This window comes from Alteriqipengyuania abyssalis (assembly GCF_019857185.1).
Lineage (GTDB): Bacteria > Pseudomonadota > Alphaproteobacteria > Sphingomonadales > Sphingomonadaceae > Alteriqipengyuania > Alteriqipengyuania abyssalis.
Window position 1 is genome coordinate 1 of record NZ_JAHWXP010000003.1, and the last position, 24,749, is coordinate 24,749.

General features: G+C 66.4%; 23 protein-coding genes and 1 tRNA gene. 15 read left to right on the forward strand and 9 right to left on the reverse strand.

The window, feature by feature from the left end; all coding sequences use genetic code 11:
* Together KYN89_RS09875 and KYN89_RS09880 are read left to right on the forward strand one after the other, a co-directional pair.
* The coding region (locus KYN89_RS09875; RefSeq protein WP_222824940.1) for an aldo/keto reductase at positions 1-709 on the forward strand (709 nt) is incomplete at its 5' end.
* Between the two features lie 58 nt (positions 710-767).
* Positions 768-1,823 carry a DUF5694 domain-containing protein gene (locus tag KYN89_RS09880; protein ID WP_222824941.1) on the forward strand — a complete coding sequence of 352 codons (1,056 nt, stop codon included), beginning with the start codon at positions 768-770 and terminating at the stop codon, positions 1,821-1,823.
* On the opposite strand, the gene KYN89_RS09885 is transcribed toward KYN89_RS09880, so the two are convergent.
* The 3 genes from KYN89_RS09885 to KYN89_RS09895 form a co-directional block, all read right to left on the reverse strand.
* On the reverse strand, positions 1,820-2,926 hold the full coding sequence (locus KYN89_RS09885; RefSeq protein WP_222824942.1) for an ATP phosphoribosyltransferase regulatory subunit: 1,107 nt from the start codon (positions 2,924-2,926) through the stop codon (positions 1,820-1,822). The genes KYN89_RS09880 and KYN89_RS09885 overlap by 4 nt on opposite strands.
* 58 nt (positions 2,927-2,984) lie before the next feature.
* Positions 2,985-4,571: a phosphoglycerate dehydrogenase gene (gene serA / locus KYN89_RS09890; RefSeq protein WP_222824943.1), complete on the reverse strand. Its 1,587-nt coding sequence runs from the start codon at positions 4,569-4,571 to the stop codon at positions 2,985-2,987.
* Positions 4,572-4,725: 154 nt separating this feature from the next.
* The gene (locus KYN89_RS09895; protein ID WP_222824944.1) at positions 4,726-5,880 is read right to left on the reverse strand and encodes a phosphoserine transaminase; all 1,155 of its coding nucleotides are present in this window, start codon (positions 5,878-5,880) and stop codon (positions 4,726-4,728) included.
* Between the two features lie 212 nt (positions 5,881-6,092).
* Between KYN89_RS09895 and KYN89_RS09900 the strand changes: the two genes are divergently transcribed.
* The gene (locus tag KYN89_RS09900; protein WP_222824945.1) at positions 6,093-7,256 is read left to right on the forward strand and encodes a glycosyltransferase family 4 protein; all 1,164 of its coding nucleotides are present in this window, start codon (positions 6,093-6,095) and stop codon (positions 7,254-7,256) included.
* Here KYN89_RS09900 and KYN89_RS09905 read toward each other — a convergent pair.
* Together KYN89_RS09905 and KYN89_RS15450 are read right to left on the reverse strand one after the other, a co-directional pair.
* On the reverse strand, positions 7,248-7,706 hold the full coding sequence (locus tag KYN89_RS09905) for a hypothetical protein (RefSeq protein WP_222824946.1): 459 nt from the start codon (positions 7,704-7,706) through the stop codon (positions 7,248-7,250). The genes KYN89_RS09900 and KYN89_RS09905 overlap by 9 nt on opposite strands.
* A 78-nt stretch (positions 7,707-7,784) precedes the next feature.
* Positions 7,785-8,621 (reverse strand): PadR family transcriptional regulator, encoded by an 837-nt coding sequence (locus KYN89_RS15450; RefSeq protein WP_222824947.1) that lies wholly within the window; start codon positions 8,619-8,621, stop codon positions 7,785-7,787.
* A 102-nt stretch (positions 8,622-8,723) separates the two neighbouring features.
* On the opposite strand from KYN89_RS15450, the gene KYN89_RS09915 reads away from it, so the two are divergent.
* Both KYN89_RS09915 and KYN89_RS09920 read left to right on the forward strand, forming a co-directional pair.
* A complete protein-coding gene (locus tag KYN89_RS09915) occupies positions 8,724-10,046 on the forward strand; it encodes a replication-associated recombination protein A (protein WP_222824948.1) in 1,323 nt (440 codons plus the stop codon).
* Positions 10,043-10,924 (forward strand): hypothetical protein, encoded by an 882-nt coding sequence (locus tag KYN89_RS09920; protein WP_222824949.1) that lies wholly within the window; start codon positions 10,043-10,045, stop codon positions 10,922-10,924. The genes KYN89_RS09915 and KYN89_RS09920 overlap by 4 nt, the downstream gene beginning before the upstream one ends.
* A gap of 3 nt (positions 10,925-10,927) precedes the next feature.
* On the opposite strand, the gene KYN89_RS09925 is transcribed toward KYN89_RS09920, so the two are convergent.
* Complete coding sequence (locus KYN89_RS09925; protein WP_222824950.1) at positions 10,928-11,236, reverse strand: TM2 domain-containing protein; 309 nt, start codon at positions 11,234-11,236, stop codon at positions 10,928-10,930.
* A 168-nt stretch (positions 11,237-11,404) separates the two neighbouring features.
* On the opposite strand from KYN89_RS09925, the gene KYN89_RS09930 reads away from it, so the two are divergent.
* Positions 11,405-11,480: transfer RNA gene (locus KYN89_RS09930), tRNA-Thr, on the forward strand.
* A gap of 79 nt (positions 11,481-11,559) precedes the next feature.
* On the opposite strand, the gene KYN89_RS09935 is transcribed toward KYN89_RS09930, so the two are convergent.
* The 3 genes from KYN89_RS09935 to queF form a co-directional block, all read right to left on the reverse strand.
* On the reverse strand, positions 11,560-12,606 hold the full coding sequence (locus KYN89_RS09935; protein ID WP_248285169.1) for a phytase: 1,047 nt from the start codon (positions 12,604-12,606) through the stop codon (positions 11,560-11,562).
* Positions 12,607-12,611: 5 nt separating this feature from the next.
* The gene (locus KYN89_RS09940) at positions 12,612-15,494 is read right to left on the reverse strand and encodes a TonB-dependent receptor (protein ID WP_222824951.1); all 2,883 of its coding nucleotides are present in this window, start codon (positions 15,492-15,494) and stop codon (positions 12,612-12,614) included.
* Positions 15,495-15,638: 144 nt separating this feature from the next.
* Positions 15,639-16,118 (reverse strand): preQ(1) synthase, encoded by a 480-nt coding sequence (gene queF, locus KYN89_RS09945; RefSeq protein ID WP_222824952.1) that lies wholly within the window; start codon positions 16,116-16,118, stop codon positions 15,639-15,641.
* Between the two features lie 126 nt (positions 16,119-16,244).
* Here queF and KYN89_RS09950 point away from each other — a divergent pair, with 126 nt between their 5' ends.
* The 9 genes from KYN89_RS09950 (at position 16,245) to KYN89_RS09990 (ending at position 24,728) form a co-directional block, all read left to right on the forward strand.
* A complete protein-coding gene (locus tag KYN89_RS09950; RefSeq protein WP_222824953.1) occupies positions 16,245-17,456 on the forward strand; it encodes a hypothetical protein in 1,212 nt (403 codons plus the stop codon).
* A 42-nt stretch (positions 17,457-17,498) separates the two neighbouring features.
* The gene (locus tag KYN89_RS09955) at positions 17,499-18,347 is read left to right on the forward strand and encodes a sulfurtransferase (protein ID WP_222824954.1); all 849 of its coding nucleotides are present in this window, start codon (positions 17,499-17,501) and stop codon (positions 18,345-18,347) included.
* Positions 18,299-19,552, forward strand: a complete 1,254-nt coding sequence (gene metC / locus KYN89_RS09960; RefSeq protein WP_248285170.1) for a cystathionine beta-lyase — start codon at positions 18,299-18,301, stop codon at positions 19,550-19,552. The genes KYN89_RS09955 and metC overlap by 49 nt, the downstream gene beginning before the upstream one ends.
* Positions 19,552-20,715 (forward strand): mechanosensitive ion channel family protein, encoded by a 1,164-nt coding sequence (locus KYN89_RS09965; RefSeq protein WP_222824955.1) that lies wholly within the window; start codon positions 19,552-19,554, stop codon positions 20,713-20,715. Before metC ends, KYN89_RS09965 begins: the two co-directional genes overlap by 1 nt.
* Positions 20,716-20,791: 76 nt before the next feature.
* Positions 20,792-21,550, forward strand: coding sequence for a uroporphyrinogen-III C-methyltransferase (gene cobA / locus KYN89_RS09970; protein ID WP_222824956.1), 759 nt, complete (start codon positions 20,792-20,794; stop codon positions 21,548-21,550).
* Complete coding sequence (locus KYN89_RS09975; protein WP_054524818.1) at positions 21,547-21,846, forward strand: DUF2849 domain-containing protein; 300 nt, start codon at positions 21,547-21,549, stop codon at positions 21,844-21,846. The genes cobA and KYN89_RS09975 overlap by 4 nt, the downstream gene beginning before the upstream one ends.
* Positions 21,846-23,522: a nitrite/sulfite reductase gene (locus tag KYN89_RS09980; RefSeq protein ID WP_222824957.1), complete on the forward strand. Its 1,677-nt coding sequence runs from the start codon at positions 21,846-21,848 to the stop codon at positions 23,520-23,522. Before KYN89_RS09975 ends, KYN89_RS09980 begins: the two co-directional genes overlap by 1 nt.
* Positions 23,515-23,961: a DUF934 domain-containing protein gene (locus KYN89_RS09985; protein ID WP_222824958.1), complete on the forward strand. Its 447-nt coding sequence runs from the start codon at positions 23,515-23,517 to the stop codon at positions 23,959-23,961. Before KYN89_RS09980 ends, KYN89_RS09985 begins: the two co-directional genes overlap by 8 nt.
* On the forward strand, positions 23,958-24,728 hold the full coding sequence (locus tag KYN89_RS09990; protein WP_222824959.1) for a phosphoadenylyl-sulfate reductase: 771 nt from the start codon (positions 23,958-23,960) through the stop codon (positions 24,726-24,728). The genes KYN89_RS09985 and KYN89_RS09990 overlap by 4 nt, the downstream gene beginning before the upstream one ends.
* Positions 24,729-24,749 lie beyond the last annotated feature (21 nt).

Consider the following 24,749-nt stretch of genomic DNA (forward strand, 5'->3'; position numbering starts at 1 on the left):
TCTCGAAACCGGCTACTGGCTGATCGACACCGCCGCGATCTACAAGAATGAGAAAGGCGTCGGCGAAGGGATCGGCGACTGGGCCGACATCTTCCTCCAGACCAAGATCTGGAATGAAAGCCAGGGTTACGACCGCACGCTGAAAGCCGCGGACAAATGTCTGGAACGGCTGGGCCGCGATCATGTCGACATGCTGCTGATCCACTGGCCCTGCCCCGACAAGGGCCTGTTCGTGGAGACCTGGAAGGCATTCATCGAACTGCGCGACCAGGGCAAGGCCAAGTCCATCGGCGTGTCCAACTTCCGCGAGGAAGACCTGAAGCGGATCGTCGACGAAACCGGCGTGGTGCCCGCGCTCAACCAGATCGAGCTGCACCCCAGCTTCCAGCAGCGCGCAATGCGCAAGGTGCATCAGGATATGGGCATCGTCACCCAGAGCTGGTCGCCGCTCGGCCAAGGCAACGGGATGGATAACGACACGATCAAGGCGATCGCCGACGAGACCGGCAAGTCCGCCAGTGCCGTCATCATCCGCTGGCACATCCAGCACGGCTTTTCCGTCCTGCCGCGCTCGACCAATCCCGATCACATTCGCGACAACTACAGCGCGCTGTCGTTCGAACTGAGCGACGAGCAAATGGCGAAGATCGACGCGCTGGACAGCGAGGACGGCCGAATGGGCCCCGAACCGGGCAAGTTCAACGACTGACCGCTTGACCGTATTAACACTCTATAGCACATGGGCGACCTTCTAACGGAGGTCGCCCATGTCGTTTCTGCTCGCCGTCTCACTTCTCGCGCAGGCGGCCGCGCCGCTTCCGGCGGATCTGGTCGATATTGTCGATGAGGCGGCACAGGAACGGGGCGATCTTACCCCGGTGCTGGTGCTGGGCACGTCGCACCTGTCGTCCCTGCCCAAGGATTTCCCGCTGGAACGGTTCGATCCGCTGCTCGACGCGCTGGAAGAATGGGCGCCCGAGGCGATCGCGATCGAGGGGATCGATGGGGTTCAGTGCGACAATCTGCGGCTGTTCGACCCCGGCAATGCGGAGACCTATTGCCCCGATCCCGGCCCGGCACGCGCCGCGCTGGGCGTGAGCGCACGCGACGTGCAATTCGGGGTGATGGACCTGCTCGCCAAGCCGGGAGACCAGCGCACCATTGCCGAACGCCGGCGACTGGTCGGCCTGTTCCTCGCCATCGGGGAGCCGGAATCGGCGCTGGTGCAATGGCTCCGCCTGCCCGAAGCCGAGCGTGCGGCGGGCGACGACCTGCCCGCCGAACTGGTCGCTTTTCTCGAAAAGTACGACACCCGCCACAACGAGAACGTCGTCCTCGCCGCCCGGCTGGCGGTGCGCCTCGGCCTCGACCGGGTCTATCGCGTAGACGACCAGATGAGCGGCAGCGACCCCAAGGACGCGGAAGCCTATGGTCCTGAAATCAGCGCGATCTGGGACAATGCGCCGACCAAGCAGCGTATCGCCGAATACGAGGAATGGGACGCGGCGATGGAGGATGGCTCTATGCCGATCCTTGAATGGTATCGGCGGTATAACTCGCCCGCCTCGCTCGCGCTGGCGATGGCGGGCGATTTCGGCGCGGCGGCGGGGGCGCGGACCCCGAGCGATGCAGGACAGACCTATCTTGCCTATTGGGAGACGCGCAACCTGCGGATGGTCGCCAATATCCGCCAGGTGATCGGCACGGACACGCGCACGCTCGCCATCGTGGGCGTGTCGCACAAGCCCTATTACGACCGCTATCTGGGCATGATGAGCAATATCGAGCTGGCCGATACGCAGGCCGTGCTCGGCGGCGACTAGAGCGGGATCGCCTCGCCGCTCTCCAGCCGGTGCGTGCAGCCGAGCGCGCACGGGTCTTCATCATCGGACAGCGCGGCGAGCGTACGCCAGCCCTCGCCGCGCAGCCGCGCAGCCCCCTCGCCGTCGTGGCCCAGCGGCAGGTAGAGCATCGCGCGCGGCTCGGCTGCGGGCAGCAGCGGGAGCGCCTGGCCGAGATAGATCGAGAAACCGGTCGCGGGCTCGTCCGTCCCGCGGATCAGGTAAGTGCCGCCCCGGCCCAGCGCGCCGCGCGCATCGCCTGCGTACAGCGTGAAGCCGAACCAGCTCTGGTATTCGAACCCGTGCCGCTCGGTCGGGTCGAGCGTGATCCGCGCGCGGTTGCCCACTGCTGCGGCGATCTGCTCCAGCCCCGCGATCCGGCTTTCCAGCGCGCCGCCCGCATCCACCGCGCGCAGCCTGTCGAGCGCATCGGGGAAAGGCCCGGCGGCGTGGATCAGCGGCAGGTAGGCATCGCCGCCGACCGCCTTCAACCCGCCCGCATCCTTGGCATCGAGTTCGCGCCTGACCGCATCGGCCTGTTCCTCGTCCAGCGGGAACGGCCCTGCGGCCAGCGTGGTGACGAGATCGGGCAGCGTGAAATCGACCGACAGGTTTTCGACGCCGACCGCCTCCAGCGCGGCAAGCGCGGTCAGCACCACCTCGCTCGCGGCGGCGACGCTGTCCGATCCGATCAGCTCCGCGCCGACCTGCAGGCGCTGGCGCACCGGATCGAGCTGGTCTGCCGCGATCCGCGTTACCTCGCCTGCGTAGCACAACCGCAGGGGCCGTACGCGCGCGCTCAGCGCGGTCGCCGCGATGCGCCCAATCTGCGGGGTGATGTCGCTGCGCAGCGCAAGCGTGCGCAGGCTAGCCGGGTCGACGAAGCGGAACATCGCGCGCGTCTGCAACCCATCCATCCGGTGGCCGAGCGACTTCTCGAACTCGACCAGCGGCGGGCTGACCCGGTCATATCCATGCGCGTCCATCGCATCGAGCGCGGCGCGCATCGCGCGGCCGAGCATGGCGGAATCGGCGGGCAGGTTGTCGGCCAGCCCTTCGGGCAGCAGGTCGTCGGTCGTGGTCATGCGCCTGCCCCTAACGCCCTCGTCATCCCAGCGGAAGCTGGGATGACGAAAAGCGGTTCTAGAAACTCAGCGCGGTGACCGTGCGCACGCCTTCCAGCGCCTCGGCCTCGGCGATGAGCGCGTCGTCGACCGGCTGGTCGAGGCTCAGCAGCAGCACCGCCTCGCCCCCGGCCTGCTTGCGGCCGAGGTTGAAGGTGCCGATGTTGATCCCGCGATTGCCCAGCAGCGAGCCGATCCGCCCGATGAAGCCGGGCGCATCGTCGTTGACGACGTAGATCATGTGGCCATCCAGCTCCGCCTCGATCCCGATCCCGAAGATCTCGACCAGACGCGGCGCTTCGCGACCGAACAACGTGCCCGCGACGGAGCGTTTGCCCGCGTCGGTTTCCACCGTCACCCGAATCAGCGTCTGATAGGTCCCTTCGCGGGTGGAGCGGATTTCGCGCACCTCGATCCCGCGATCCTTGGCGAGGAACGGCGCGTTGACCATGTTCACGCTCTGCGAGAAGCGGCGCATCAGCCCCGCCAGCACCGCGGCGGTAATCGGCTTGGGATTGAGCTCCGCCGCGTCGCCTTCCAGCTCGATTGCGATCTTGGGCAGGCTGCCATGCGCCAGCTGCCCGACCAGCGAACCGAGGCTTTCGGCCAGCTGCATGTAGGGCTTCAGCCGCGGGGCTTCCTCGGCGCTGAGGCTGGGCATGTTGAGCGCGTTGGTGACCGCGCCGGTGAGCAGGAAATCGCTCAGCTGCTCGGCCACCTGAAGCGCGACATTCTCCTGCGCCTCGCGGGTCGAGGCACCCAGATGGGGCGTGCAGATGAAGCCGGGCTTGCCGAACAACGGGCTCTCCTTCGCCGGTTCGGTCTGGAACACGTCCAGCGCCGCGCCCGCCACATGCCCGCTGTCGAGCGCTTCGGCCAAAGCCGCCTCGTCGATCAGTCCGCCGCGCGCGCAGTTGACGATCCGCACGCCTTTCTTCGTCTTGGCGAGGTTTTCCGCCGAGAGGATATTGCGCGTCTCGTCGGTCAGCGGGGTGTGCAGCGTGATGCAGTCGGCGCGGCGCAGCAAGTCGTCCAGCTCGACCTTCTCGACGCCGATATCGACCGCGCGCTCTTCTGTCAGGAAGGGATCATAGGCGATTACTTTCATCCGCAGACCCTGCGCGCGACTGGCGACGATCGAGCCGATATTGCCCGCGCCGATCAGGCCGAGCGTCTTGCCGGTCAGCTCGATGCCCATGAAATCGCTCTTGGGCCATTCGCCCTTCTGCGTGCGCGCGTTCGCCTGCGGGATTTGCCGCGCGAGTGCGAGCAGCATGGCGATGGCGTGTTCGGCGGTGGTGATCGAGTTGCCGAAGGGCGTGTTCATCACCACCACGCCGCGTTCGCTGGCGGCAGGGATATCGACATTGTCGACCCCGATCCCGGCGCGGCCGATCACCTTCAGATTGGTCGCGGCCTCCAGAATCTCGGGCGTGACCTTCGTGGAGGAACGGATCGCAAGGCCTTCATATTCGCCGATAATCGCTTTCAGCGCGTCGGGCGAAAGGCCGGTCTTCTCGTGCACTTCGCACCCGCGCTCCGCGAAAATCTTGGCGGCGTCGGGGCTCATCTTGTCGGAAATCAGGACTTTGGGTTTCTGGGACATTTCATTTCCCTCAAATCGTCATGCTGAACTTGTTTCAGCATCCACCGAGCCTTCTCGAACGAAGGCTCGATGATGGAGAACTGGACCCTGGAAGCGAAGCTGTGCGAGGCACAAACGAGTTCAGGGTGACGGGATAGCTGGAGGAGGCGCGGAGCTACTTCTGCAGCTCGGCGAAGGCCCACTCGATCCACGGGATCAGGCGCGCGATGTCTTCGCTCTCGACCGTGCCGCCGCACCAGATGCGCAAGGACGGCGGCGCATCGCGGTAGCCATTGAAGTCGTAGCCGACGCCTTCGGCTTCCAGCATCTTGTAGATCTTGCCGGGCACCGCGGCCTGCTCGTCTTCAGGCAGACTGTCGAACCATTCGCCCTGGAAGACGAAGCACACGCCGGTATTGGTCCGCTTGGCCGGATCGTCGACCATGTTGCGCACGTAGGGCGTCGCCTCGATCCAGTCGGTCAGCACCTTGGCATTGGCATTCGCGCGTTCGATCATCGCGGGCAGCCCGCCGATCGACTTCGCCCATTCGAGCGCGGCGATGTAATCCTCGGTCGCCAGCATCGACGGCGTGTTGATCGTCGCGCCTTCGAAGATCGCGGTGTTGATCTTGCCACCCTTCTTCAGGCGGAACAGCTTGGGCAGCGGCCATTCGGGATCGTAGCTTTCGATCCGCTCGACCGCCTTGGGCGAAAGGATCAGCATCCCGTGCTGCGCTTCGGAGCCCATCACCTTCTGCCAGGAATAGGTCGTCGCATCGAGCTTGGCCCAGTCCATCTCCTGCGCGAAGACGGCGCTGGTCGCATCGTTGATGGTGATGCCCTTGCGATCAGCTGCCAGCCAGTCGGTGTTGGGAATGCGCGCGCCGCTCGTCGTCCCGTTCCAAGTGAAAACGACATCGTTTTCCTGCGGGATCGAGTTCAGATCGGGAATTTCGCCATAAGGCGCGTCGAGGACCTGCAGGTCGGGCAGCTTGAGCTGCTTGACCGCGTCCTGAATCCACACGTTACCGAAGCTCTCCCACGCGGCGACGGTCGCGGGGCCGGCGCCCAGCATCGTCCACATCGCGCATTCGAGCGCGCCCGTGTCCGACGCGGGCATGATGCCGACGAGATAGTCGTCGGGCACGCCGAGCAGCTCTTTCGAGAGATCGATCGCGTATTTCAGGCGCGCCTTGCCGACCGAAGAACGGTGCGAACGGCCCAGCGATTCGGTTTGGAGTTTGTCGAGCGACCAGCCGGGAAACTTGGCGGTCGGACCGGACGAAAAGAACGGGCGCTCCGGACGGAGCGTCGGCTTGGTAGCAGTCATGTATTCTCTCCTTGCAGAGAGCTCGCGCGGCGTTGGGACCGCGTGGCCCGTCGGCGGCAATAAAGTTGCGCTGCAGCAAGTCAACGTGAAACTGAAAAACTCTCGCCGGGCATCATCGCATTCGCATCGCGAAGGCAGCTGGGCCCGAAGATGGCGAGACAGTGCCTCCACCCCCTCGCCAAGTGCAATCGCGAGCCTTAAGGCGGGCAGCGATGGACGTTACCGATCTTCGCGTTGCCTTGGTCAGCGGCAATTACAACATGGTCCGCGACGGGCCGACGCAGGCGCTCAACCGCCTGGTCCGCCATTTGCTCGACCAGGGCGGTGCGGTGCGAATCTTTGCGCCGACGGTCGAAAACCCGCAGGTAGAGGCAGTTGGGGACCTCGTCTCGGTCCCCTCCCTGCCCATCCCGTTCCGTCCGGAATACCACTTCACCTTCGGGCTGAAGGGCGAGACCCGGCGCGCATTTGAGGAATTTCGCCCCAACATCGTGCATGTCGCAAGTCCCGATCGCACCTGCCAGCAGGCGGTCGAGTGGGCGCGCGAGCACGGCGTACCGGTGCTGGCATCGGTTCACACCCGGTTCGAAACCTATCCGCGTTACTACAAGATGGGCTTCCTCGAACCGGTCATCGAATCGCTGCTGAGGCGGTTCTATCGCAAGTGCGATGCGCTGGTCGCCCCGTCGCCCGGGATGGTCGACGTGCTGTGCAGCCAGCGGATGAACCGGGATATCGGTATCTGGACCCGCGGGATCGACCGCGAGGTGTTCCACCCCGGCGCGCGCGACATGGAATGGCGGCGCGGACTGGGCATTGCCGATCACGAGGTGGTCATCACCTTCCTCGGCAGGCTGGTGATGGAAAAAGGGCTCGACGTGTTCGTCGACACGATCATCGAACTGCGCAAGCGGCAGATCGCGCACAAGGTGATGGTGATCGGCGACGGGCCCGCGCGCGGGTGGTTCGAAAAGGCGCTGCCCGGCGGGATTTTCGTCGGCCACCAGGGCGGCAAATGCCTGGGCCGCGCGGTCGCGAGTGGGGATGTGTTCTTCAACCCCTCGATCACCGAGACCTTCGGCAACGTCACGCTCGAATCGATGGCATGCGGGCTGCCGGTGGTCGCGGCCGACGCGACCGGCAGTTCGGGTCTGGTCGCGCATGGCGAAAGCGGCATGCTGGTGCCGCCGGGCGATGTGAAGGGCTTTGCCGACGCGCTCGCCCCCTATTGCCTCGACGCCGATCTGCGCGCGCGCCACGGCGCCGCGGGGCTCGAACGCAGCCAGCCCTACACGTGGGAGGCGATCAACGCCTCGATGGTCGATACCTATCTGCGACTGGTCGAGGCCAAGCCGCCCTGCGATGGTTCAGCGTAGCACCCCTTTGGAGCGCATGCTGGCGGCGTAGATCAGCAGGAAGGTCGCGATCGACCAGATCACGATGGTAATGATCGTGGTGGTGGTGTTCTGCACCCAGTCGGGCTGCCCGACCACCATCTGGTAGACGGTAGTGGTCGCCAGCCCCAGCAACGACAGCGCAAAGGCATACACCGCGAAGCGGGTGCGCAGCAACAGCAGCAGCGAGCCGAGCACTGCCCCCCAAACGCCCACAGCCCAGGCCCCGTGGACCCAGGCCGGATAGCTCTGGAAGTAGGCGAGCGCCTGCTGCGGTGTCGCCTCGATCCCGTCCATCATGCTTTCGAAATAGGCGAGGTTGCCCAGCTGCGTTTGCAGATAATCATTCGCGCCGAACGCATTCCATGCGAGCGACACGATGCCGACCACCCACAGGTGCCACGGCGTGCGCGCCTTCAGATGCTTGTCCATTTCGCCTCTGCCCCCTTGGAGGTGCGACCCGGACACGGAGGATACACCCCCGCGCCCGGGCGACAAGTGTGCGAGCATTCAGAGACGTTCGATCTTGCGCGCCAGTTCGTCGATCAGGTCGACGACCTTGTCCTTGCTCGCGCCGCTGAACTGGCCGTTGGCGGCGCGGTTGGTGATGACCGTGGCGAGATTGCCCAGCGCGCGCAGCAGATCGGGCGAGCCGCTGGGCTTCGCCTTCTCTCCCTGCTTCCCGAGCCGCTGCATCAACCGCGCGACTTCATCGCTGCGCTCTTCCAGTTCCGCCATCCCGGCGTCGGTGACGCGGAAGGCCTTGCGGGTATCCTCGGCCTCGACCGGCGCGATCAGGCCTTCGTCTTCGAGCAGCGAAAGCGTGGGGTAGATCACGCCCGGGCTGGGCGCGTACTCGCCGCCGGTCAAATCCTCGATCTCCTTGATCAGCTCGTAGCCGTGCTTGCGCTCGCCCGCGATCAGCGCGAGCAGGACCAGCCGCAATTCGCCGGGGCCGAACATCCGTTTGCGCCGGTGCTGGCCGCGATGGCCCGCGTCATGGCCGCCCGCCATCTTCCAGCGCGCACGGTTGCCACGCGGTCCACCGCCAGCGCCGCCGCCCCAGCCAGCGCCGAACGGGCCTGAGTCGCCGAAGGGACCGCGCGGGCCGAACGGGCCATTGCGACCGAAGGGGCCGCCGGGCCCGAACACGCCGTCGCTGCCGAATACGCCATCGCTGCCGAACAGGGCATCGGCGGAAAAGCCATCGCCGCGCCGTTTGCCGCCGCGCGTATCGCGTTCGTCGGTCTCGCCCTCGAACCCGTCGTCGAAATCCCCACCTTCGGGATGATCGGGAATGCGGCCTTCGATCGGCTCGTCATCCTCGCGCTTGTGGTCATCGGACATCTGCGTTCTCCTGTGTGTACGATATAGCTAAGATATATCTTGGATATATCGCTACAAGTAGCCGCTGCATTTTTCCGACCGAACCCCTATGTCAGCCGACCAATGGCCGATCTGTTCGAAAACGAGGCGCCCGCGCCCTCCTCCACCGCCCCTGCCGAGCCGCGCGAAGACGCGCCGCTCGCCGACCGGCTGCGCCCCCGCACCCTCTCCGAAGTCGTCGGGCAGGAACACCTGACCGGGCCGGAAGGCAGCATCGGACGCATGGTCGCCGCCGGTCGCCTCTCCAGCATGATCCTGTGGGGCCCGCCGGGCACCGGCAAGACCACCATCGCACGCCTGCTCGCCGATAGCGTGGGTATGCGCTACGCGGCGGTCAGCGCTGTGTTCAGCGGTGTGGCGGACCTGAAGAAGGCCTTCGCCGAGGCGGAGACTGCGGCCAAAGCGGGGCAGAAGACGCTGCTGTTCGTGGACGAGATCCACCGCTTCAACCGCGCGCAGCAGGACGGCTTCCTGCCCTTCGTCGAGCGCGGCACGGTCACGCTGGTCGGCGCGACCACGGAGAACCCCAGCTTCGCCCTCAACGCCGCGCTGCTCAGCCGCGCGCAGGTGCTGATCCTCGAGCGATTGGGGCACGAAGCGCTGGGCGAGTTGCTCACCCGCGCCGAGGAACTGGAACGCCCCCTCCCCCTCACCGACGACGCGCGCGCCGCGCTGATCGCTTCAGCCGACGGCGATGGGCGCTTCCTGCTCAACCAGGCGGAGACGCTGTATAATGCGGGGCTCGACCAGCCGCTCGACCCAGCCGGCCTCGGCAGCTTCCTGCAACGCCGGGTGGCGGTGTACGACAAGGACCGCGACGGGCACTACAACCTGATCTCCGCGCTGCATAAGGCGGTTCGCGGGAGCGATCCGGACGCCGCGCTCTACTACCTCGCGCGGATGCTGACCGCGGGCGAGGAGCCGCGCTACCTCGCGCGGCGGCTGGTGCGCATGGCGGTGGAGGATATCGGCATGGCCGACCCCGCCGCGCTGACCCAGTGCATCGCCGCGCGCGACGCCTACGAGTTTCTCGGCAGCCCGGAGGGTGAGCTGGCGCTGGTGCAGGCGTGCATCTACCTCGCCACCGCACCCAAATCGAACGCGGCCTACATGGCGCAGAAGGCCGCGTGGCGCAGCGCGAAGGAAACCGGCAGCCTCACCCCGCCCAAGAACATCCTCAACGCGCCGACCAAGCTGATGAAGAACATCGGCTATGGCGAGGGCTACTCCTACGACCATTCGGCTGAGGATGCATTCTCGGGCGATAATTACTGGCCCGACGAAATGGAGCCGCAGGGGTTCTACCAGCCGACCGGACGAGGGTTCGAAAAGCGCGTGGCAGAGCGGATGGAGTTCTGGGCTGCGCGGCGCAAGGGACGCGATTGAGCCGCTTTTCCCACTTCCTCGCGATCGACTGGTCGGGCGCGAAAGGCGAACGGCACAAGGGGATCGCGCTGGCGCTGGCGGACTTGGGCGGCGGCCCGCCCCGCCTGCTGCGCCGCGACCAGTCGTGGAGCCGCGAGGATGTGCTCAGCCTGCTGCGCGACGATCTGCCGCCCGATACGCTGGTCGGCATGGACCTGGGCATCGCGCTGCCCTTCGCCGATTGCGGCGCGTTCTTCCCCGGCTGGGAGCATTCTCCGCCGCACGCCAAGGCGCTATGGGCGCTGATCGACCATCTGTGCGCCGACGATCCGCATCTCGAAGCAGGCGGCGTGCTGAGCCATCGCGAGCTGGCGCGCTATTTCCGCCATGGCGGCGCTCACGAAGGCGATCGCTTCCACGCGCCTGATGCCGCCAGCCGCGAAGGGCGTTTTCGCGTCGCGGAGCAGGCGCAGCGGGCGATGGGATGCCGTCCGGTTTCCAACTTCAACCTCGTCGGCGCGGCGCAGGTCGGCAAGTCGAGCCTGACGGGAATGCGGCTGCTCCACCGGCTGGGCGGCGCGCTGCCGGTCTGGCCGGTAGACCCATTGCCGCAGGCAGGTTCCGTGCTGGTGGAGATATACACCGCGCTTGCCTCGCTCGCCGCGCTGCCCGGACATCATGGACGCAAGCTGAGAGATCACGCGGTGTTGAACGAGGCGCTGGCCGCGCTCGGCTCCGGCCCGGTCGCGAGCTCCGGCCCGATCGACGATCACAGCGCCGACGCGCTGCTCACCGCTGCATGGCTACGCCTGAATGGAGAGGATGTGAGGCTCTGGGCTCCACCCGCGCTCGACCGGCGACTGGCAAAGACCGAAGGCTGGACCTTCGGCGCGCGCTGATCCTCAGGCGGGGATCGCGGGCAGCGATGCCTCTTCGTTCAGGCGGTCGAGCGTCTGCAGGTTGCTCTGTTCGGCCTGCCCCGGGATCAGGAAGGCATCGACCAGCCACCACACGCCGAGCACGAACCAGCCGAGGAAGAACGGAATCCAGCCCAGCAGCAACAGCGCCAGCTGCGCCGCTCCGCTGCCCGTACGGCCGAGATAGAACCTGTGCGCGCCGAACGAACCGAGGAACAGCCACAGGATATAGGCCGCCGCGACCGACTTCTTCCGGGCGTCGTATTGCAATTGCGTACGAAGGTTCTGATCCACGTCTGTTTCCTCGGCGTTACCTGCCCTTGTGTACCAGATCGGGGCAGTTTTGCCAAAGCAAAGCGGGTCGCGCTCGCCCAACGGCGCCCCAAGATCGACCTCTGATCGACGGGCATCGACAGGCTTTACGAGAGCCGCATTTTGCCCCAAGGCGCTGCGGCACCAAGGGCCGGTTTAGCTCAGCTGGTAGAGCAGCGGTTTTGTAAACCGAAGGTCGCGGGTTCGATTCCTGCAACCGGCACCACAGGCCCGGCTGTCGCCGCGATGGCGGATGGCCGGGGAAGCTGGCCGGCAGCTCCCCCTACCCCACTCCCGGTGCCGGGTCAGTCGGCCTTCGGCGACGTCTCCAGCGCTTCCAGAATGGCCGCCCACGAAACCAGCTTGAAGTTCTGCGCGTACGGCGGATTGATGCCGTCCTGCGCCACGAACAGGCCTGCTGGATAGTCAGGGCCAAAGCTTCCGGCGTGCAGATCGATCCCGTCGGTCTCCTCGGTCGCGCCGACTGCGCCCTGCGCGATCCGGAAACGGCCGACCGGCTCCATTCCGGGAAGGCGGAACACCGCGTAGGCATTGTCGCCCTGCGAGGATGCGATCAGGTATCCGCCTCTGTGCCCCTCGGGCATCAGCGCGAGGCCTTCGACATCGGCGACCAGCATGCGGTTGTCGATCGGGGCGAGCAGTTCGCCCACCGGGTCAGATCTGCCCACGCGGAAGCGCCAGATGCCGCCGTTTTCTTCGCCCACATAAAGTCCGAAATTACGCGCATCGACCACGCAGCCTTCGGCCTGACTGGGCACGCTCATCGTGTGTTCGATCCTGCCGGTCCAGTCCTCGCGAATCCGGACCTGGTTGATCGTCCCGTCCTTCAGCACCGCAAAGGCGACCACGGCGTCGCCCGCGTTCGTAAATGGCGGGGTCCACAGGCACAGGCCGTAAGCCTCCCCAGCGCCGCTCGACACCGAACCCAGCGGTTCGAGCCGCGCGCTCTGGGTGTCGAGCCGGAACAGCGCGATCGCGGAATTGTCGGGATCGGTCCGGTCGCTCGCCGCGACCAGCACCGTGCCGTCCGCCAGCGTGACCAGATCGACATTGTTGAGCAGTCCCGCATCGAGGAAGAACAGGTCTTCGCCCTTGAGATTGTAGACGTGCAGCCCGGCTTTCTTGTCCGTGCCAACGATCAGGCTCTTCGCCGGACTTTCGGGGTTGAACCAGATCGCCGGATCGTCCGCCGCGTCCTCGTTTCCGGTGCCCACCGGCGCGGTCTCCGCCGTGGCGTAGACCGATACCGCAGGATCGCCCGTCACGGGCACGGTGGCGCAGCCTGCCACCGCCAGCGCAAGGCCGGCGGCGGAGAAAAATTTAGAACGCATCCGCATCAGAAGGTCACCCTTACGCCGCCCTTCATCGTCCAGCTATATTCCTCGAACTGGTAGGGATTCCGCTGGCCGCCGAAATTGTTGTAGGCGTAGTACTTGGCGTTGTTGATGTTGACCCATTCGTAGAACAGCTTGATGTTCTTGGTCAGTTTGTACTTCGCGCTCAGGTCGAGCTGGAAGTGGTTGTCGACATACCGATCGAGCGCGGCCTCGTCGGCGATCTCGTCGAGGTAGCGATCGCGATAGGTGCCCGCCAGGCGGATATCGAGCGGCCCCTTGTCGTAGCCGAGCACCACGTTGAAGGTGTGCCGCGCGGTCGCGGGCAGCGGGATTTCGCGCGGGTCGTTCTGGTCGCCATCGGTGAACACCGTGCCCGTCGCATCGGTATAGGTGTAGTTGGCCTGCACCAGCAGCCCGTCCAGCGGGCTCGGCAGGAAGCTGAGCGACTGGGCGAAGCTGGCTTCGAACCCGAAGACCTTGGCTTCGTCGCCGTTGATCGGGATCACCGCCTCGTCGTAGGCGATGCCGTTGAAGACCCCGTCCCGCTGCACGGTGTCGACGATGTAGTCCTTGATATCCTTGTAGAATACCGCACCCGTCAGCGCGCCGTTGCTGTTCATGTAGTATTCCAGCGAGGCGTCGAAGTTCCACGCACGATAGGGATCGAGCGCGGGGTTCCCGAATTCGCCTTCACGCTCGTCATCGTCGTTCTGCTCGACCGCGAAGCGCGGGGCGAGCTTGCTGAGCTTGGGGCGGACCAAGCTCTTGTACCCGGCCAGACGCAGGATCAGGTTGGGCTGCGCTTCCCAGCGGATGTTGAGGCTGGGCAGCCAGCTGTCGTAGTCCTTCTCGAACGCGACCGGGCTGACGATGACGGTGTCTTCGCTCGCCGTGCCGCCGCCGGGCAGCGTGCCGTCTTCCTCGATCAGCGTCACCGTGTTGCCGAGGATGGAGTTGCGCGTGTTCTCGAACCGCACCCCGCCGATCACGCGCAGGGTGGAACTGTCGTATCGACCGAGCAGATACCCGGCGAGGATGTCTTCGGAGACCGAATAATCCTCCACCGCGCTGTCGAAATCGCTATCAACCGGCTGGAGCTCGAAATCGTCGAAATTGGCGCGGAAATAGTCGCTCGCCCCGGTGTAGCTGGCGACCGGCGAGATGTCGGTAATGCGGTAGGTCTGGGTGCCGAGAACGTCGGCCAGCGAGAACGTGCCCGGGCCGTCGTATTCGTAGAACTCGACCTCCTTGTTATAGGTCTTGTCGCGCCAGCGGCCCTTGAAGCCGGCCTGCACCGTGAACTCCCCGCGATCCATCGCGAAGCGGCGGCCAAGGTCGAACTTGGCGGCGTATTCCTCGTCCTGCGCGTCGGACAGCGCGGTCAGCTCGATATCGTTGAGCTCATATTCGGATGGGTCGTAGAAGCTGCCCGGATCGGCGATGACCGAATAGATCGGGCGGCGCTGGTCCGAATAGTCGAAGCCCAGGGTCAGCCCGTCGTCGGAGAAGCGCTGGCGGAATTCGGCCGGGTCGACGTTGCCTTCCTCGGTTTCGGACGACTTGGCCCAGCTGCCCGAGTATTCCGCGAACCAGTCGCCCCAGTCGCTTTCGCCGCCGACCACGATCGAGCGGATCTTCTGCGATTCGAGGCGATCCTTGATGTCACGCTCGACCCCGATCCGCTGGCGCAGATCCTCGCCCGGTTCGGACGGATCGTCGATGGTTGCGTCGCTGAAGGTCGCGCCGTTGGCGGTGATGGTGGTGGGACCGAAATCCTCGAAATCGCCGAGATCGAAGGTCGTGCGGCGGCGATATTCCTGGTCGTCGAACTGGCTGTAGATGCCGCGGACGTACAGCTTCGTGCTGTCGCCGGCGCGGAAATCGAAGTTGAGCGAGGCGCTGATCCGTTCACGCTCCACGTCGTAGTCGCGATACTGGACCTCGGTGGGGAAGATCATCCCCGCGTCCGAATAGTCGTCCGCCTCGATATTGTCGGTTTCGAACTTGCGCTTGTAATAGGAAAGGCCGCCCGAGACGCCGACATTGTCGCCCAGCCGGGTGGCGAAATCGACGCTGCCCTTGGGGCTGATATGGTCGGCGTAGTCGTTGTAGCTGCCCTCGATCTTGGCGGTCAGCAGGCTCTTGCGGCGGTCGAACGCGCTGGTCGTCTCGATCTCGACCGAGGCGCCGATCGTGTCGCCGTCCATGTCGGGGGTCAGCGACTTCTTCACCTCGATCGATTCGATGATGTCGCTGGAAATCACGTCGAGCGCGACCGAGCGCACATCGCTTTCGGGCGAGGGCACGCGCACGCCGTTGAGCGAGGTCGAGACGAGATCGGGGTCAAGCCCGCGCACACTGACGAAGCGGCCTTCGCCCTGATCGTCGAGCACGTTGACGCCGGGGACGCGGCGCAACGATTCGGCCACGTTCTGGTCGGGAAACTGGCCGATCGCATCGCGGGTGATCACGTCGCTGACGCCGTCCGCCTCGCGCTTTATGTTGAGCGCGCTTGCCTGGTTGGCGCGCTGCCCGACCACCAGGATCATGGCATTGTCGCCATCGACCGGCGACAGCTGCAGCGTGACGTCGATCTCTCCGGTCGCGGGCACGCTGACCGTCTCGCTGACGGTCTGCGCACCGACATAGCTCGCCTCAATCGTGTATTCGCCTTCGGGAACGTCGGTGAAGAGGAACGAGCCGTCGCGATCGGTCGTGGCGGAACGGTTCAGTTCGACGATCCGCACCTGGGCGGAACGCAGCGCGACCGTATCGCTTCCATCGACGACATAGCCGCCGACCTCACCCGCGATTGCCGGTGCGGCAAGAGCGGTGGCGAGCGAAATGATGCCAACCCGCGTGGCGAAACGCATCTTCTTCATCTGTAAAACCCCTAGGCTTGATCCCTGTGGGGCGCCGTTAGGAGGGGAGTTTTACGCCTGCTTGACGCATTTGCGTCAGTTCGGAGAATCCGCGAACCAGCCGGTCGGCTGTGTCATAATCGTCAAGTAGCCGGGCCGGAGCCGTCAGCCACGACCGCGATAGTTCTGGACGCCCTGTTCGGGCACCCACAGGCCTTCGGGCACCGGACCGCTCTGCCAGAACACATCGATCGGGATGCCGCCGCGCGGATACCAGTAGCCGCCGATCCGCAGCCAGCGCGGGGCCATCTCGTCGAACAGCCGCTGGCCGATGCCCACGGTCACATCCTCGTGAAAACCGCAATGGTTGCGGAAAGAGCCGAGGAAGAGCTTGAGGCTCTTGGATTCGACGATCGTCGCCTGCGGGGCATAGTCGATCACCAGATGCGCGAAGTCGGGCTGGCCGGTGACCGGGCACAGCGAGGTGAATTCGGGCGCGGAGAAGCGCACCATGTACAGCGAGCCTTCGCGCGGATTGGGCACGTAATCCAGCTCGGCTTCTTCGGGGCTTGTAGGCAGGCCGGTCGACTGGCCGAGAAAGCGCGGGGTGCTGCCGGTTTGCGGGTCGTGGGGTGTGTCGCTCATGCCGCGTCCTTGCCTTCATCGCGCGCGTGGCACAAGCAAGCCTTTGCGTAGCGGCGATTCACCGCCTATTCAGCGCCGCCCTGCCCGGTGTACGGGCATCTTTCTCCTGCCCCGAAGTCCGAATTGATGAGACGCGCCCTTTTCCCCTGCCTGCTGTTCTTCGCCGCCACGGCTGCCCATGCGCAGTCCGCCAGCGATTTTCAGCTACCCCCCGATCCCGACGCGACCCCCACCGCGCGCCCGCAGGCGCAGGGGCCGATCGATCTGGAGGGAGAGAACCGCAGCGCGCCGCGCGTGATCCTGCCGCCGACGGCCACGCCGACGCCAGCCGTCACGCCGCGCCCCAGCGCATCTCCGCGCGCGTCCGAAACTACGCGCCCCCAGCCGAGCGCCACCCGTTCGGCCCGCCCGAACCTGCCGACCAGCGATGCGCCCGTTTCCACCCGCGAAGTTCTGGCCGAACCCGCGCCGAGAGCCAGCGCGCCTTCCCGCGCGAGCACTGACAGCCAGGATTCCGGGGCTGGCTCTGCACCGGGCGATACTGGCGTAGTCGACACCGGTGCGCAGGAAACCGCTCCCGAACCCGACGCCGCTCTGCCTGCCAATGTTCTGCCCGAGACCGTGCCCGATGACACGGCGCAGCCTGTCGACGCGTTTGACGCATCGTCAGACAACGAAGGAACGCCGGGCTGGCTGTGGGGTGCGCTGATGGCGGGGCTCGCGCTGCTGCTCGGCGCGGTTATCCTGTTCGCGGCCCGTCGGCGCAGTCGTGCCCGGGCCGAGGTGCAAGCCGCTCCGGCCGACCTTTCCGGCCCGCCGCTGCGCGAAATCCACAAGCATAGCGCGCTCTCGCGCCTCGAAGCGGCTTCGCTGGGCATTGAAGCGCATGCCACCACGCTCAGCCGCAGCGTGGTCAACGCGACGGTCGCGTACCGCCTGACGATCGTCAATCGCGGGCGCGCGCCGATCTCGCAGGTCCGCATCGCGGGCGATCTGACCACCGCCCACGGGCGCGTGCCGACCTCGCAGCAGGTCGCCGATCCCGACCATTCCTACCCCGAACTGCACACGATCGACCATCTCGATCCGGGCGAGCGGGCGGTCATTCGCGGGGAATTGCGGCTTCCCTTGAGCGAGGTGCGCGCGCTGCAACAGGGCCAGGTGCCCGTGTTCGTCCCGCTGATGCGGCTGACCGTGCGCACTGCGGAGCAGAAGCCGTCCGCGCACACCTTCGTCATCGGCAACAAACCGGCAGGCAGCGCCGCGCGCCCTGCGCCGTTCCGGCTCGACGAAGGCCCGCGCACCTATTCGCAGCTGACCACCCGCGCGCTCGCCTGAGCGCTCGACAAGCCGGGGGCCGACCGGCTATCCGCGCTGGCAATGGACAAGCTCGTTTCGACCGAGCGGCTGGCCGAAGAGCTGGCCGCGCCCGACCTCGCGGTGCTCGATGCCTCGCTGCACCTGCCGATGGCCGAGCGCGATGCGCGCGCCGAATTCGAAACCGCGCATATCCCCGGCGCCCGCTTCCTCGACCTCGCCGGGCTGCACGATCCCGCCTCCGCCCTGCCCGGCAAGGTGCCCGACGGTGAACGGGTCGCGCGCTGGCTGGGCGAGCGCGGAATCGGCCCGCAGACGCGGATCGTGCTGTACGACGATTCCGATCTGCGCAGCGCGTGCCGGGCATGGGTGCTGCTCGACCTCGCAGGCTTGCGCAATATTGCGGTCCTCGACGGCGGGCTGGCCAAGTGGAAGGCCGAGAGCCGGCCGCTGGAAGGCGGGATGCCCGAGACCGCCGCGATGGATCGCCCGGCGACCACGGTGCGGATCACCGATATTCGCGACAAGGCGGCGATGCTCGCCAATCTCGACGATCACCGCGAGCAGGTGGTCGACGCGCGCGACGCGGGCCGCTTCACCGGCAGCGTCGAAGACGCCGTGCACGGCCTGCCGGGCGGGCATATCCCCGGCGCGCGGCACCTGTTCTTCCGCGATGTGCTGGCGGACGACGGCACGTTTCGCGATCCCGAGACGCTGCGCGCGCTGTTTGACAAGGCAGGGCTCGATCTCGACCGCCCGATCGTGACCACCTGCGGCAGCGGCGTAACCGCGTCGGTCCTGCTGTTCGCGCTGCGCCTCCTAGGCGCTCCGCAGACCGCGCTTTACGACGGCAGCTGGAGCGAATGGGGCGCAGACCCCGACACACCCAAGGAAACCGGAGAAGCCCGCTGAGCAAGATCGACAAACCGACCGGAGCCAGCACCGCCGCCGTCCTCGCCGGGCGGCGCGAGGAGTGGACCGGACCGGTGGTCAATCCGCCGATCTGGCGCGGCAGCACGCATCTTTATGAGAGCGAAGCCGACCGGATCGCCGCGCTGGCGCACAACGAGGACGGTCACTTCCACTATGGGCGCCGGGGCGCGCCGACCCAGTGGTCGCTGGCCGAGGCGCTGACGAAGCTGGAGCCGGGGGCCGAGGGCACCATGCTCTATCCCAGCGGCACCGCCGCGCTGGCAGGCGCAATGATGAGCGTGCTGGAACCGGGCGACGTGCTGCTGGTGCAGGACAATGTCTACGAACCCACGCGCTCGATCGCATCCGGCCTGTTCAAGCGGTGGGGCGTGGAAGCCCGCTTCTTCGATCCCGCCGATCACGACGCCTACGCAATCGCCTTCGACGACCGGACCACCGCGGTGATGCTGGAGACCCCGGGCAGCCTGACGATGGAAGTGCCCGACGTCCCGCGCCTGGCGGCAATCGCGAAGGATAGGGGCGCAGCCGTCCTGATCGACAATACCTGGGCCACCGGGCTGGGCTTTCCCGCGCTGGAGCATGGCTGCGACATCACGATCACCGCGCTGACCAAACATGCGGGCGGCCATTCGGACGTGATGATGGGCGCTGCCAGCGCGGGGGCCAAGTATTACGCCAAGCTACGCCATACCGCACAGAGCCTCGGCCAGGTGGTCTCGCCCGACGATGCCGCGCTGGTCGCCCGGGGCCTGCGCACCATGCCGCTGCGCCTCAGGCAGAGCACCGCCAGCGCGCTGAAAATCGCGCACTGGCTCAAAGACCGCGCCGAGGTTGCGCATGTGCTGTGCCCGATGGTGGAAGGGTCGCCCGGCCACGAACTGTGGGCCCGCGATTTCAGCGGCGGGTGCGGTCTGTTCAGCTTCGTGCTGGCGGGTCACACCAGCGAACAGCGCGCGGCTTTCGTAGACACGCTGGAGCTGTTCGGCATCGGCTATAGCTGGGGCGGGTTCGAAAGCCTTGCCCTGCCCTTCGATGCCGCGCGCATCCGCAGCGCGAGTGCCTGGCCCAAGCCCGGCTGGCACGAGGAAGATCACCTCGGCATTCGCCTCGCCATCGGGCTGGAAGATGCGGATGACCTGATCGCGGACCTTGACCGCGCCTTCGCCACGATCAAGCATAGCTGATGTCCGGCGTCGGCCCCACTTCCGCAACCCAGGCGGTTCTCAACCCCGAGGCGAGCGCGAGCCCCACACCCAAGGGTAGCCCCGATACGCTGGAGGCTGGCGAGCAGGTGATCCTGCAACCGGTGCCCGGCGACGCGGCAAGCGGCGCTGCCGCTACCCCCACGCCGACCGCCAGCCCGACCGAATCCGTCAAGGCTGCGGACGAGATCGCTCAGGCGGTCGGGGAGCAGAACCGCACCGTCGGCCAGGTGATCCAGTCGCTCGACGGGATGGCGATCGATGTCGGATCGATGCACATTTCGGTGTGGGACGGGATCGTGTTCCTCGCCGTGGTTGTCGGCGTGTTCGCCTTCGCCTTCTTCGGCAGCAAGTTCGCCCATCTCGGGCTGGCGCGCGTCACCCGGCTCGACCAGACCCGCCGCCTGCTGGCTGAAAAGATCATCACCATTGTAGTGTGGGGGATGGCGATCCTGATCGGGATCGATCTGCTCGGGATAGACCTGACGGCGCTCACCGTGTTCTCCGGCGCGTTCGGCCTTGCCATCGGTTTCGGCCTGCAGAAGACCTTCGGCAACCTGATCGCCGGGATCATCCTGCTGATGGACAAGTCGATCAAACCGGGCGACGTGATCGCGATCGCGGATCAGGCGGGCGTCTCCACCTTCGGCCAGATCCGCAAAATCGGCATCCGCGCGGTTTCGATCACCACCCGCGACCAGAAGGAATACCTGATCCCGAACGAGAACCTGATGATCAATCAGGTCGAAAACTGGTCCTATTCCAGCCGCAACGTGCGGATGCAGGTGCCGGTCGGGATCAGCTACCACGCGGATATCGACAAGGCGGAAGAGCTGATGCTGGAGGCCGCGCTGTCGTGCGACCGGGTGCTCAAGTCACCCCCGCCGACCGTCTGGCTGGACGGGTATGGCGACAGCAGCGTGAACTTCATTATCCATGTTTGGATCACCGACCCCGAGGCGGGGACGGGCAACGTGAAGAGCGCGGTGCTCAAGAAGCTGTGGCACCTGTTCCAGGAACACGAGGTCGAGATCCCCTTCCCCCAGCGCGATATCAATCTGCGCAATGCGGAGGGGCTGGACCAGCTGATCGCGGCGCTCCAGCAGACTCGCGCGAAATCGGACAAGCCCCAGGCCAAGGAATAGGCGCTAAAGAATAGCTAGCCGCACGCGAACCCATTCTGGTTGGCGCGCATCCGCCGCTCCCGCCATGTACCCTCGCATGGCAGATACCGGCACAATTTACCTCGTGGGCGCAGGCCCCGGCGACCCCGACCTCCTCACCCTGCGCGCAGCACGCCTGATCGAGGGGGCGGACCTGATCGTGCACGACGGGCTGGTCGACCCCGCGATTCTGGCGATGGCGCGCGAAGGCGCAACGCTGATTTCGGTCGCCAAGCGGCGCTCCAAACACACCCTCCCGCAGGAAGACATCAACGCCCTGCTGGTGCGCGAGGCGAAGGCCGGGCGCTCTCCGGTGCGGCTCAAGGGCGGCGATCCGCTGATCTTCGGACGCGGCGGTGAGGAAGCCGAGGCGGCGCGTGCCGTTGGCGTGCACGTAGAGATCGTGCCCGGCATCAGCGCCGCGAACGGCGCGGCGGCCGCCGCCCAGATTGCGCTGACGCACCGCGACGCCTCCAGCATCGTCAGCTTCGTGGCCGGCCAGTGCAAGGGATTGAGCGACCAGAACTGGTCGGGCCTTGCCGGCAAGGGCCGCACGCTGGTGATCTACATGGGCGTGAAGACCGCCGGCGACATCGCGAACAAACTGATGGCGGACGGCCTCTCCCCCGACATGCCGGTCGCGGTGATAGAGAATGGCGCGCGCCCCAACATGCGCGTGCTGCGCGGGCTCCTCGCGGGCCTGCCCGACCTCGTCGAGAACGAAGGCGTCACTTCCCCGGCGCTGATCGTGATCGGCGAGGTCACCGCGCGCACCGACGCGCAGATCGCCGCCCGGGCAATGGAGGCAGCGCAGTGAACCTCATCACCGGCAACGACCTGAAGACCGGCGCCGTCACCTGGTGGACCGGCGATGGCTGGTCCACATTGATCGAGGACGCGGTCGACGCGGGCGATGACGCAGAGGCCATCGCCACGCGGGAGGAAGCCGCGCGCCGCGTCAACGTGCCCTACGTGGTCGAGGCCGCACCCGGCCCCGACGGCACGCCGCGCCCTTCGCATATCAAAGAGCGCGTCCGCGCACTCGGCCCGACGGTGCGCCCCGACCTCACTCTCAAACCCGATGATCCGCAAGCGATCGAGCAGGTAATCTGATGTACGCCTACGACCGATACGACCAGGCCATGGTCGATGCCCGCGTGGCCGAGTTTCGCGACCAGTGCGAACGCCGGCTGGCAGGCAAGCTGACCGAAGACCAGTTCAAGCCGCTGCGGCTGATGAACGGCCTCTACCTGCAATTGCACGCCTACATGCTGCGCGTCGCCATTCCCTACGGCACGCTCAACGGTGGGCAGATGCGGATGCTGGCGACGATCGCGGAGAAGTACGATCGCGGCTACGGCCATTTCACCACCCGCCAGAACATCCAGTACAACTGGATCAAGCTGGAAGACGCGGCCGACATCCTCGCCGACCTGGCGAGCGTGGAGATGCACGCGATCCAGACCAGCGGGAACTGCATCCGCAACATCAGCTCCGACCATTTCGCGGGCGCTGCGGCGGACGAGGTGGCGGACCCGCGCCCCTATGCGGAGCTGCTGCGCCAGTGGTCCAGCTTCCACCCCGAGTTCAGCTACCTGCCGCGCAAGTTCAAGATCTGCGTGATCGCGAGCGAGCAGGATCGCGCGGCGATGCGGCTGCACGATATCGGCATCCGGATCGTGGGGCGTGACGGGGAGCTTGGTGCGCAGTTCTATGTCGGCGGCGGGATGGGCCGCACCCCGATGATCGCGCCGCTGATCCGTGATTTCGTACCGCTCGACCAGCTGGTGACCTATTCGGAGGCCGCCTTGCGCGTCTACAACCGCTACGGACGGCGCGACAACAAGTACAAGGCGCGGATCAAGATCCTCGTCCACGAACTCGGCGCGGAAGAATATACCCGCCAGGTCGAGGAGGAATTCGCCCACCTGCTGGAGCAGGGCGTCGAGCCGCCGCTCGCCGAGCTGGAGCGGATCAAGGGCTTCTTCGAGCTGCCCTCCCCCCTTCGTCATTCCCGCGAAGGCGGGAATCCCGCTGAGGGCGCGGTGCGAGAAGAAAGCGGGCCCCCGGATCAGGTCCGGGGTGACGGGTTTGAAAGCTGGGCGCGCCACAACACCCACGCCCACCGGAACCCGGACTACGTCTCGGCCATCGTCAGCCTCAAGCCCGTCGGCGGCATTCCCGGCGACGCCACCGCCGACCAGATGCGCGTTCTGGCCGACCTCGCGGAGCAGTACTCCTTCGACGAACTGCGCGTGATGCACACGCAGAACGTCGTGCTGCCGCATGTCGCCAAGGACGACCTGCCGGCACTGTGGCAGGCCCTGAGCGACGCCGGCATGGGTACGCCCAACGCGGATCTCATGGGCGATATCATCGCCTGCCCTGGTCTCGACTATTGCTCCCTCGCCAACGCCCGCTCGATCCCGATCGCGCAGCGCATTTCGGAGCGGTTCGCTGCCAATGGCAAGGAAGCCGCGCTGGGTGAGCTGAAGCTGAAAATCTCCGGCTGCATCAACGCCTGCGGCCACCACCACGCAGGCCACATCGGCATCCTCGGCGTCGATCGCAAAGGCACCGAGAACTACCAGCTGCTGCTCGGCGGATCGGAGGCGGAGGATACCAGCCTCGCCAAGATCACCGGCCCCGGCTTCGACGAGCGTGGCATCGTCGACGCGGTCGAGACCGCGGCCGATGTCTACCTGCGCGAACGCGAGGATGGAGAGCGTTTCCTCGACACCTACCGCCGGATCGGCATGGCCCCGTTCAAGGAGGCGCTCTATGCCTGAGGCAACCACCATCCGCCTGCGCGACGATACGCCCTGCATGGAGCCTGCAGTGACGCTGGAGGCCTTTGCCGAGCAGACCAATGCGGTCGCGGTGCGGATCGAACCGGGCGGTGACGCCCGCGAACTGCTCGCCCATCTCGACCGGCTGGCCCGGGTCGACATCGCCTTCCCCGCCTTCACCGACGGGCGCGGCTATTCCGCCGCGCGGATCCTGCGCGAAGCGGGCTTTGCGGGCGAGCTGCGCGCGGTGGGTGACGTGCTGGTCGACCAGCTGGCCTATATGCGCCGCTGCGGGTTCGATGCCTTCGCGCCCGACGCACCGATCGACATGGCCGATGCCGAAGCCGCCTTCGCGCGCTTCCCCGAGGTGTATCAGAGCGCGGCAGACCCGCGCACGCCGATCTGGGCGCTGCGGCATGGTGACGGGGACGACCGGTGAACGCGCCGCAACGCCTCGCGCGCGATGTCGACCGGATCGATTCTTCTGCACGCTTCACGCAGGAGCAGGCGGATCTGCTCAACACGCGCTTCGCCGATGCGGACACGTCGTCGCTCCTCGATGCCGTGCTCACCGGCGGCCTGGCGGGGCGGGTCGCGATCGTCTCCAGCTTCGGCGCGGAAAGCGCGGTGCTGCTGCATCAGGTGGCGCAGGTGGACCGGGCAACCCCGGTGCTGTTTCTCGACACGCTGAAGCACTTCCCGGAGACGCTCGCTTATCGCGACACGTTGATCGCCGAACTCGGTCTGACCGATTTGCGCATCCTGACGCCGGACGAGGCGGAGCTGGCCGCGCGGGACGAAACCGGCCTCAGATGGTCCTACGACCCCGACGGCTGCTGCGATCTGCGCAAGGTCCGCCCGCTGGCCCGCGCACTGGCCGGGTTCGACGCAACGCTGACCGGCCGCAAGGCGTTTCAGGCGGCCACCCGCGCGGACCTGCCCCGGTTCGAGATCGACCATTCCGACGCCGCCGGGCGGCTCAAGATCAATCCGCTCATCGATTGGGACGCCGCGCGGATCGCGGCCTATTTCGGAGAACACGACCTGCCCCGCCACCCGCTGGTAGCGCGTGGCTTCCCCTCGATCGGCTGCGAGCCGTGCACCCACAAGGTCGCGCCGGGCGAAGACCCGCGCTCGGGCCGGTGGAAAGGCTGGGACAAGGTCGAATGCGGCATCCACAAGCCGGGCGAGGAACCGTTCCTGTAGATGCTTGCTCGCCGCCGGACG

Coding starts and splice junctions, on each gene's coding strand:
- KYN89_RS09880 (WP_222824941.1), top strand. CDS start 768: ATGTCGTTTCTGCTCGCCGTCTCACTTCTCGCGCAGGCGGCCGCGCCG.
- KYN89_RS09885 (WP_222824942.1), bottom strand. CDS start 2,926: ATGACCACGACCGACGACCTGCTGCCCGAAGGGCTGGCCGACAACCTG.
- serA (WP_222824943.1), bottom strand. CDS start 4,571: ATGTCCCAGAAACCCAAAGTCCTGATTTCCGACAAGATGAGCCCCGAC.
- KYN89_RS09895 (WP_222824944.1), bottom strand. CDS start 5,880: ATGACTGCTACCAAGCCGACGCTCCGTCCGGAGCGCCCGTTCTTTTCG.
- KYN89_RS09900 (WP_222824945.1), top strand. CDS start 6,093: ATGGACGTTACCGATCTTCGCGTTGCCTTGGTCAGCGGCAATTACAAC.
- KYN89_RS09905 (WP_222824946.1), bottom strand. CDS start 7,706: ATGGACAAGCATCTGAAGGCGCGCACGCCGTGGCACCTGTGGGTGGTC.
- KYN89_RS15450 (WP_222824947.1), bottom strand. CDS start 8,621: ATGTCCGATGACCACAAGCGCGAGGATGACGAGCCGATCGAAGGCCGC.
- KYN89_RS09915 (WP_222824948.1), top strand. CDS start 8,724: ATGGCCGATCTGTTCGAAAACGAGGCGCCCGCGCCCTCCTCCACCGCC.
- KYN89_RS09935 (WP_248285169.1), bottom strand. CDS start 12,606: ATGCGTTCTAAATTTTTCTCCGCCGCCGGCCTTGCGCTGGCGGTGGCA.
- KYN89_RS09940 (WP_222824951.1), bottom strand. CDS start 15,494: ATGAAGAAGATGCGTTTCGCCACGCGGGTTGGCATCATTTCGCTCGCC.
- queF (WP_222824952.1), bottom strand. CDS start 16,118: ATGAGCGACACACCCCACGACCCGCAAACCGGCAGCACCCCGCGCTTT.
- KYN89_RS09950 (WP_222824953.1), top strand. CDS start 16,245: ATGAGACGCGCCCTTTTCCCCTGCCTGCTGTTCTTCGCCGCCACGGCT.
- KYN89_RS09955 (WP_222824954.1), top strand. CDS start 17,499: ATGGACAAGCTCGTTTCGACCGAGCGGCTGGCCGAAGAGCTGGCCGCG.
- metC (WP_248285170.1), top strand. CDS start 18,299: ATGGGGCGCAGACCCCGACACACCCAAGGAAACCGGAGAAGCCCGCTG.
- KYN89_RS09965 (WP_222824955.1), top strand. CDS start 19,552: ATGTCCGGCGTCGGCCCCACTTCCGCAACCCAGGCGGTTCTCAACCCC.
- cobA (WP_222824956.1), top strand. CDS start 20,792: ATGGCAGATACCGGCACAATTTACCTCGTGGGCGCAGGCCCCGGCGAC.
- KYN89_RS09980 (WP_222824957.1), top strand. CDS start 21,846: ATGTACGCCTACGACCGATACGACCAGGCCATGGTCGATGCCCGCGTG.
- KYN89_RS09985 (WP_222824958.1), top strand. CDS start 23,515: ATGCCTGAGGCAACCACCATCCGCCTGCGCGACGATACGCCCTGCATG.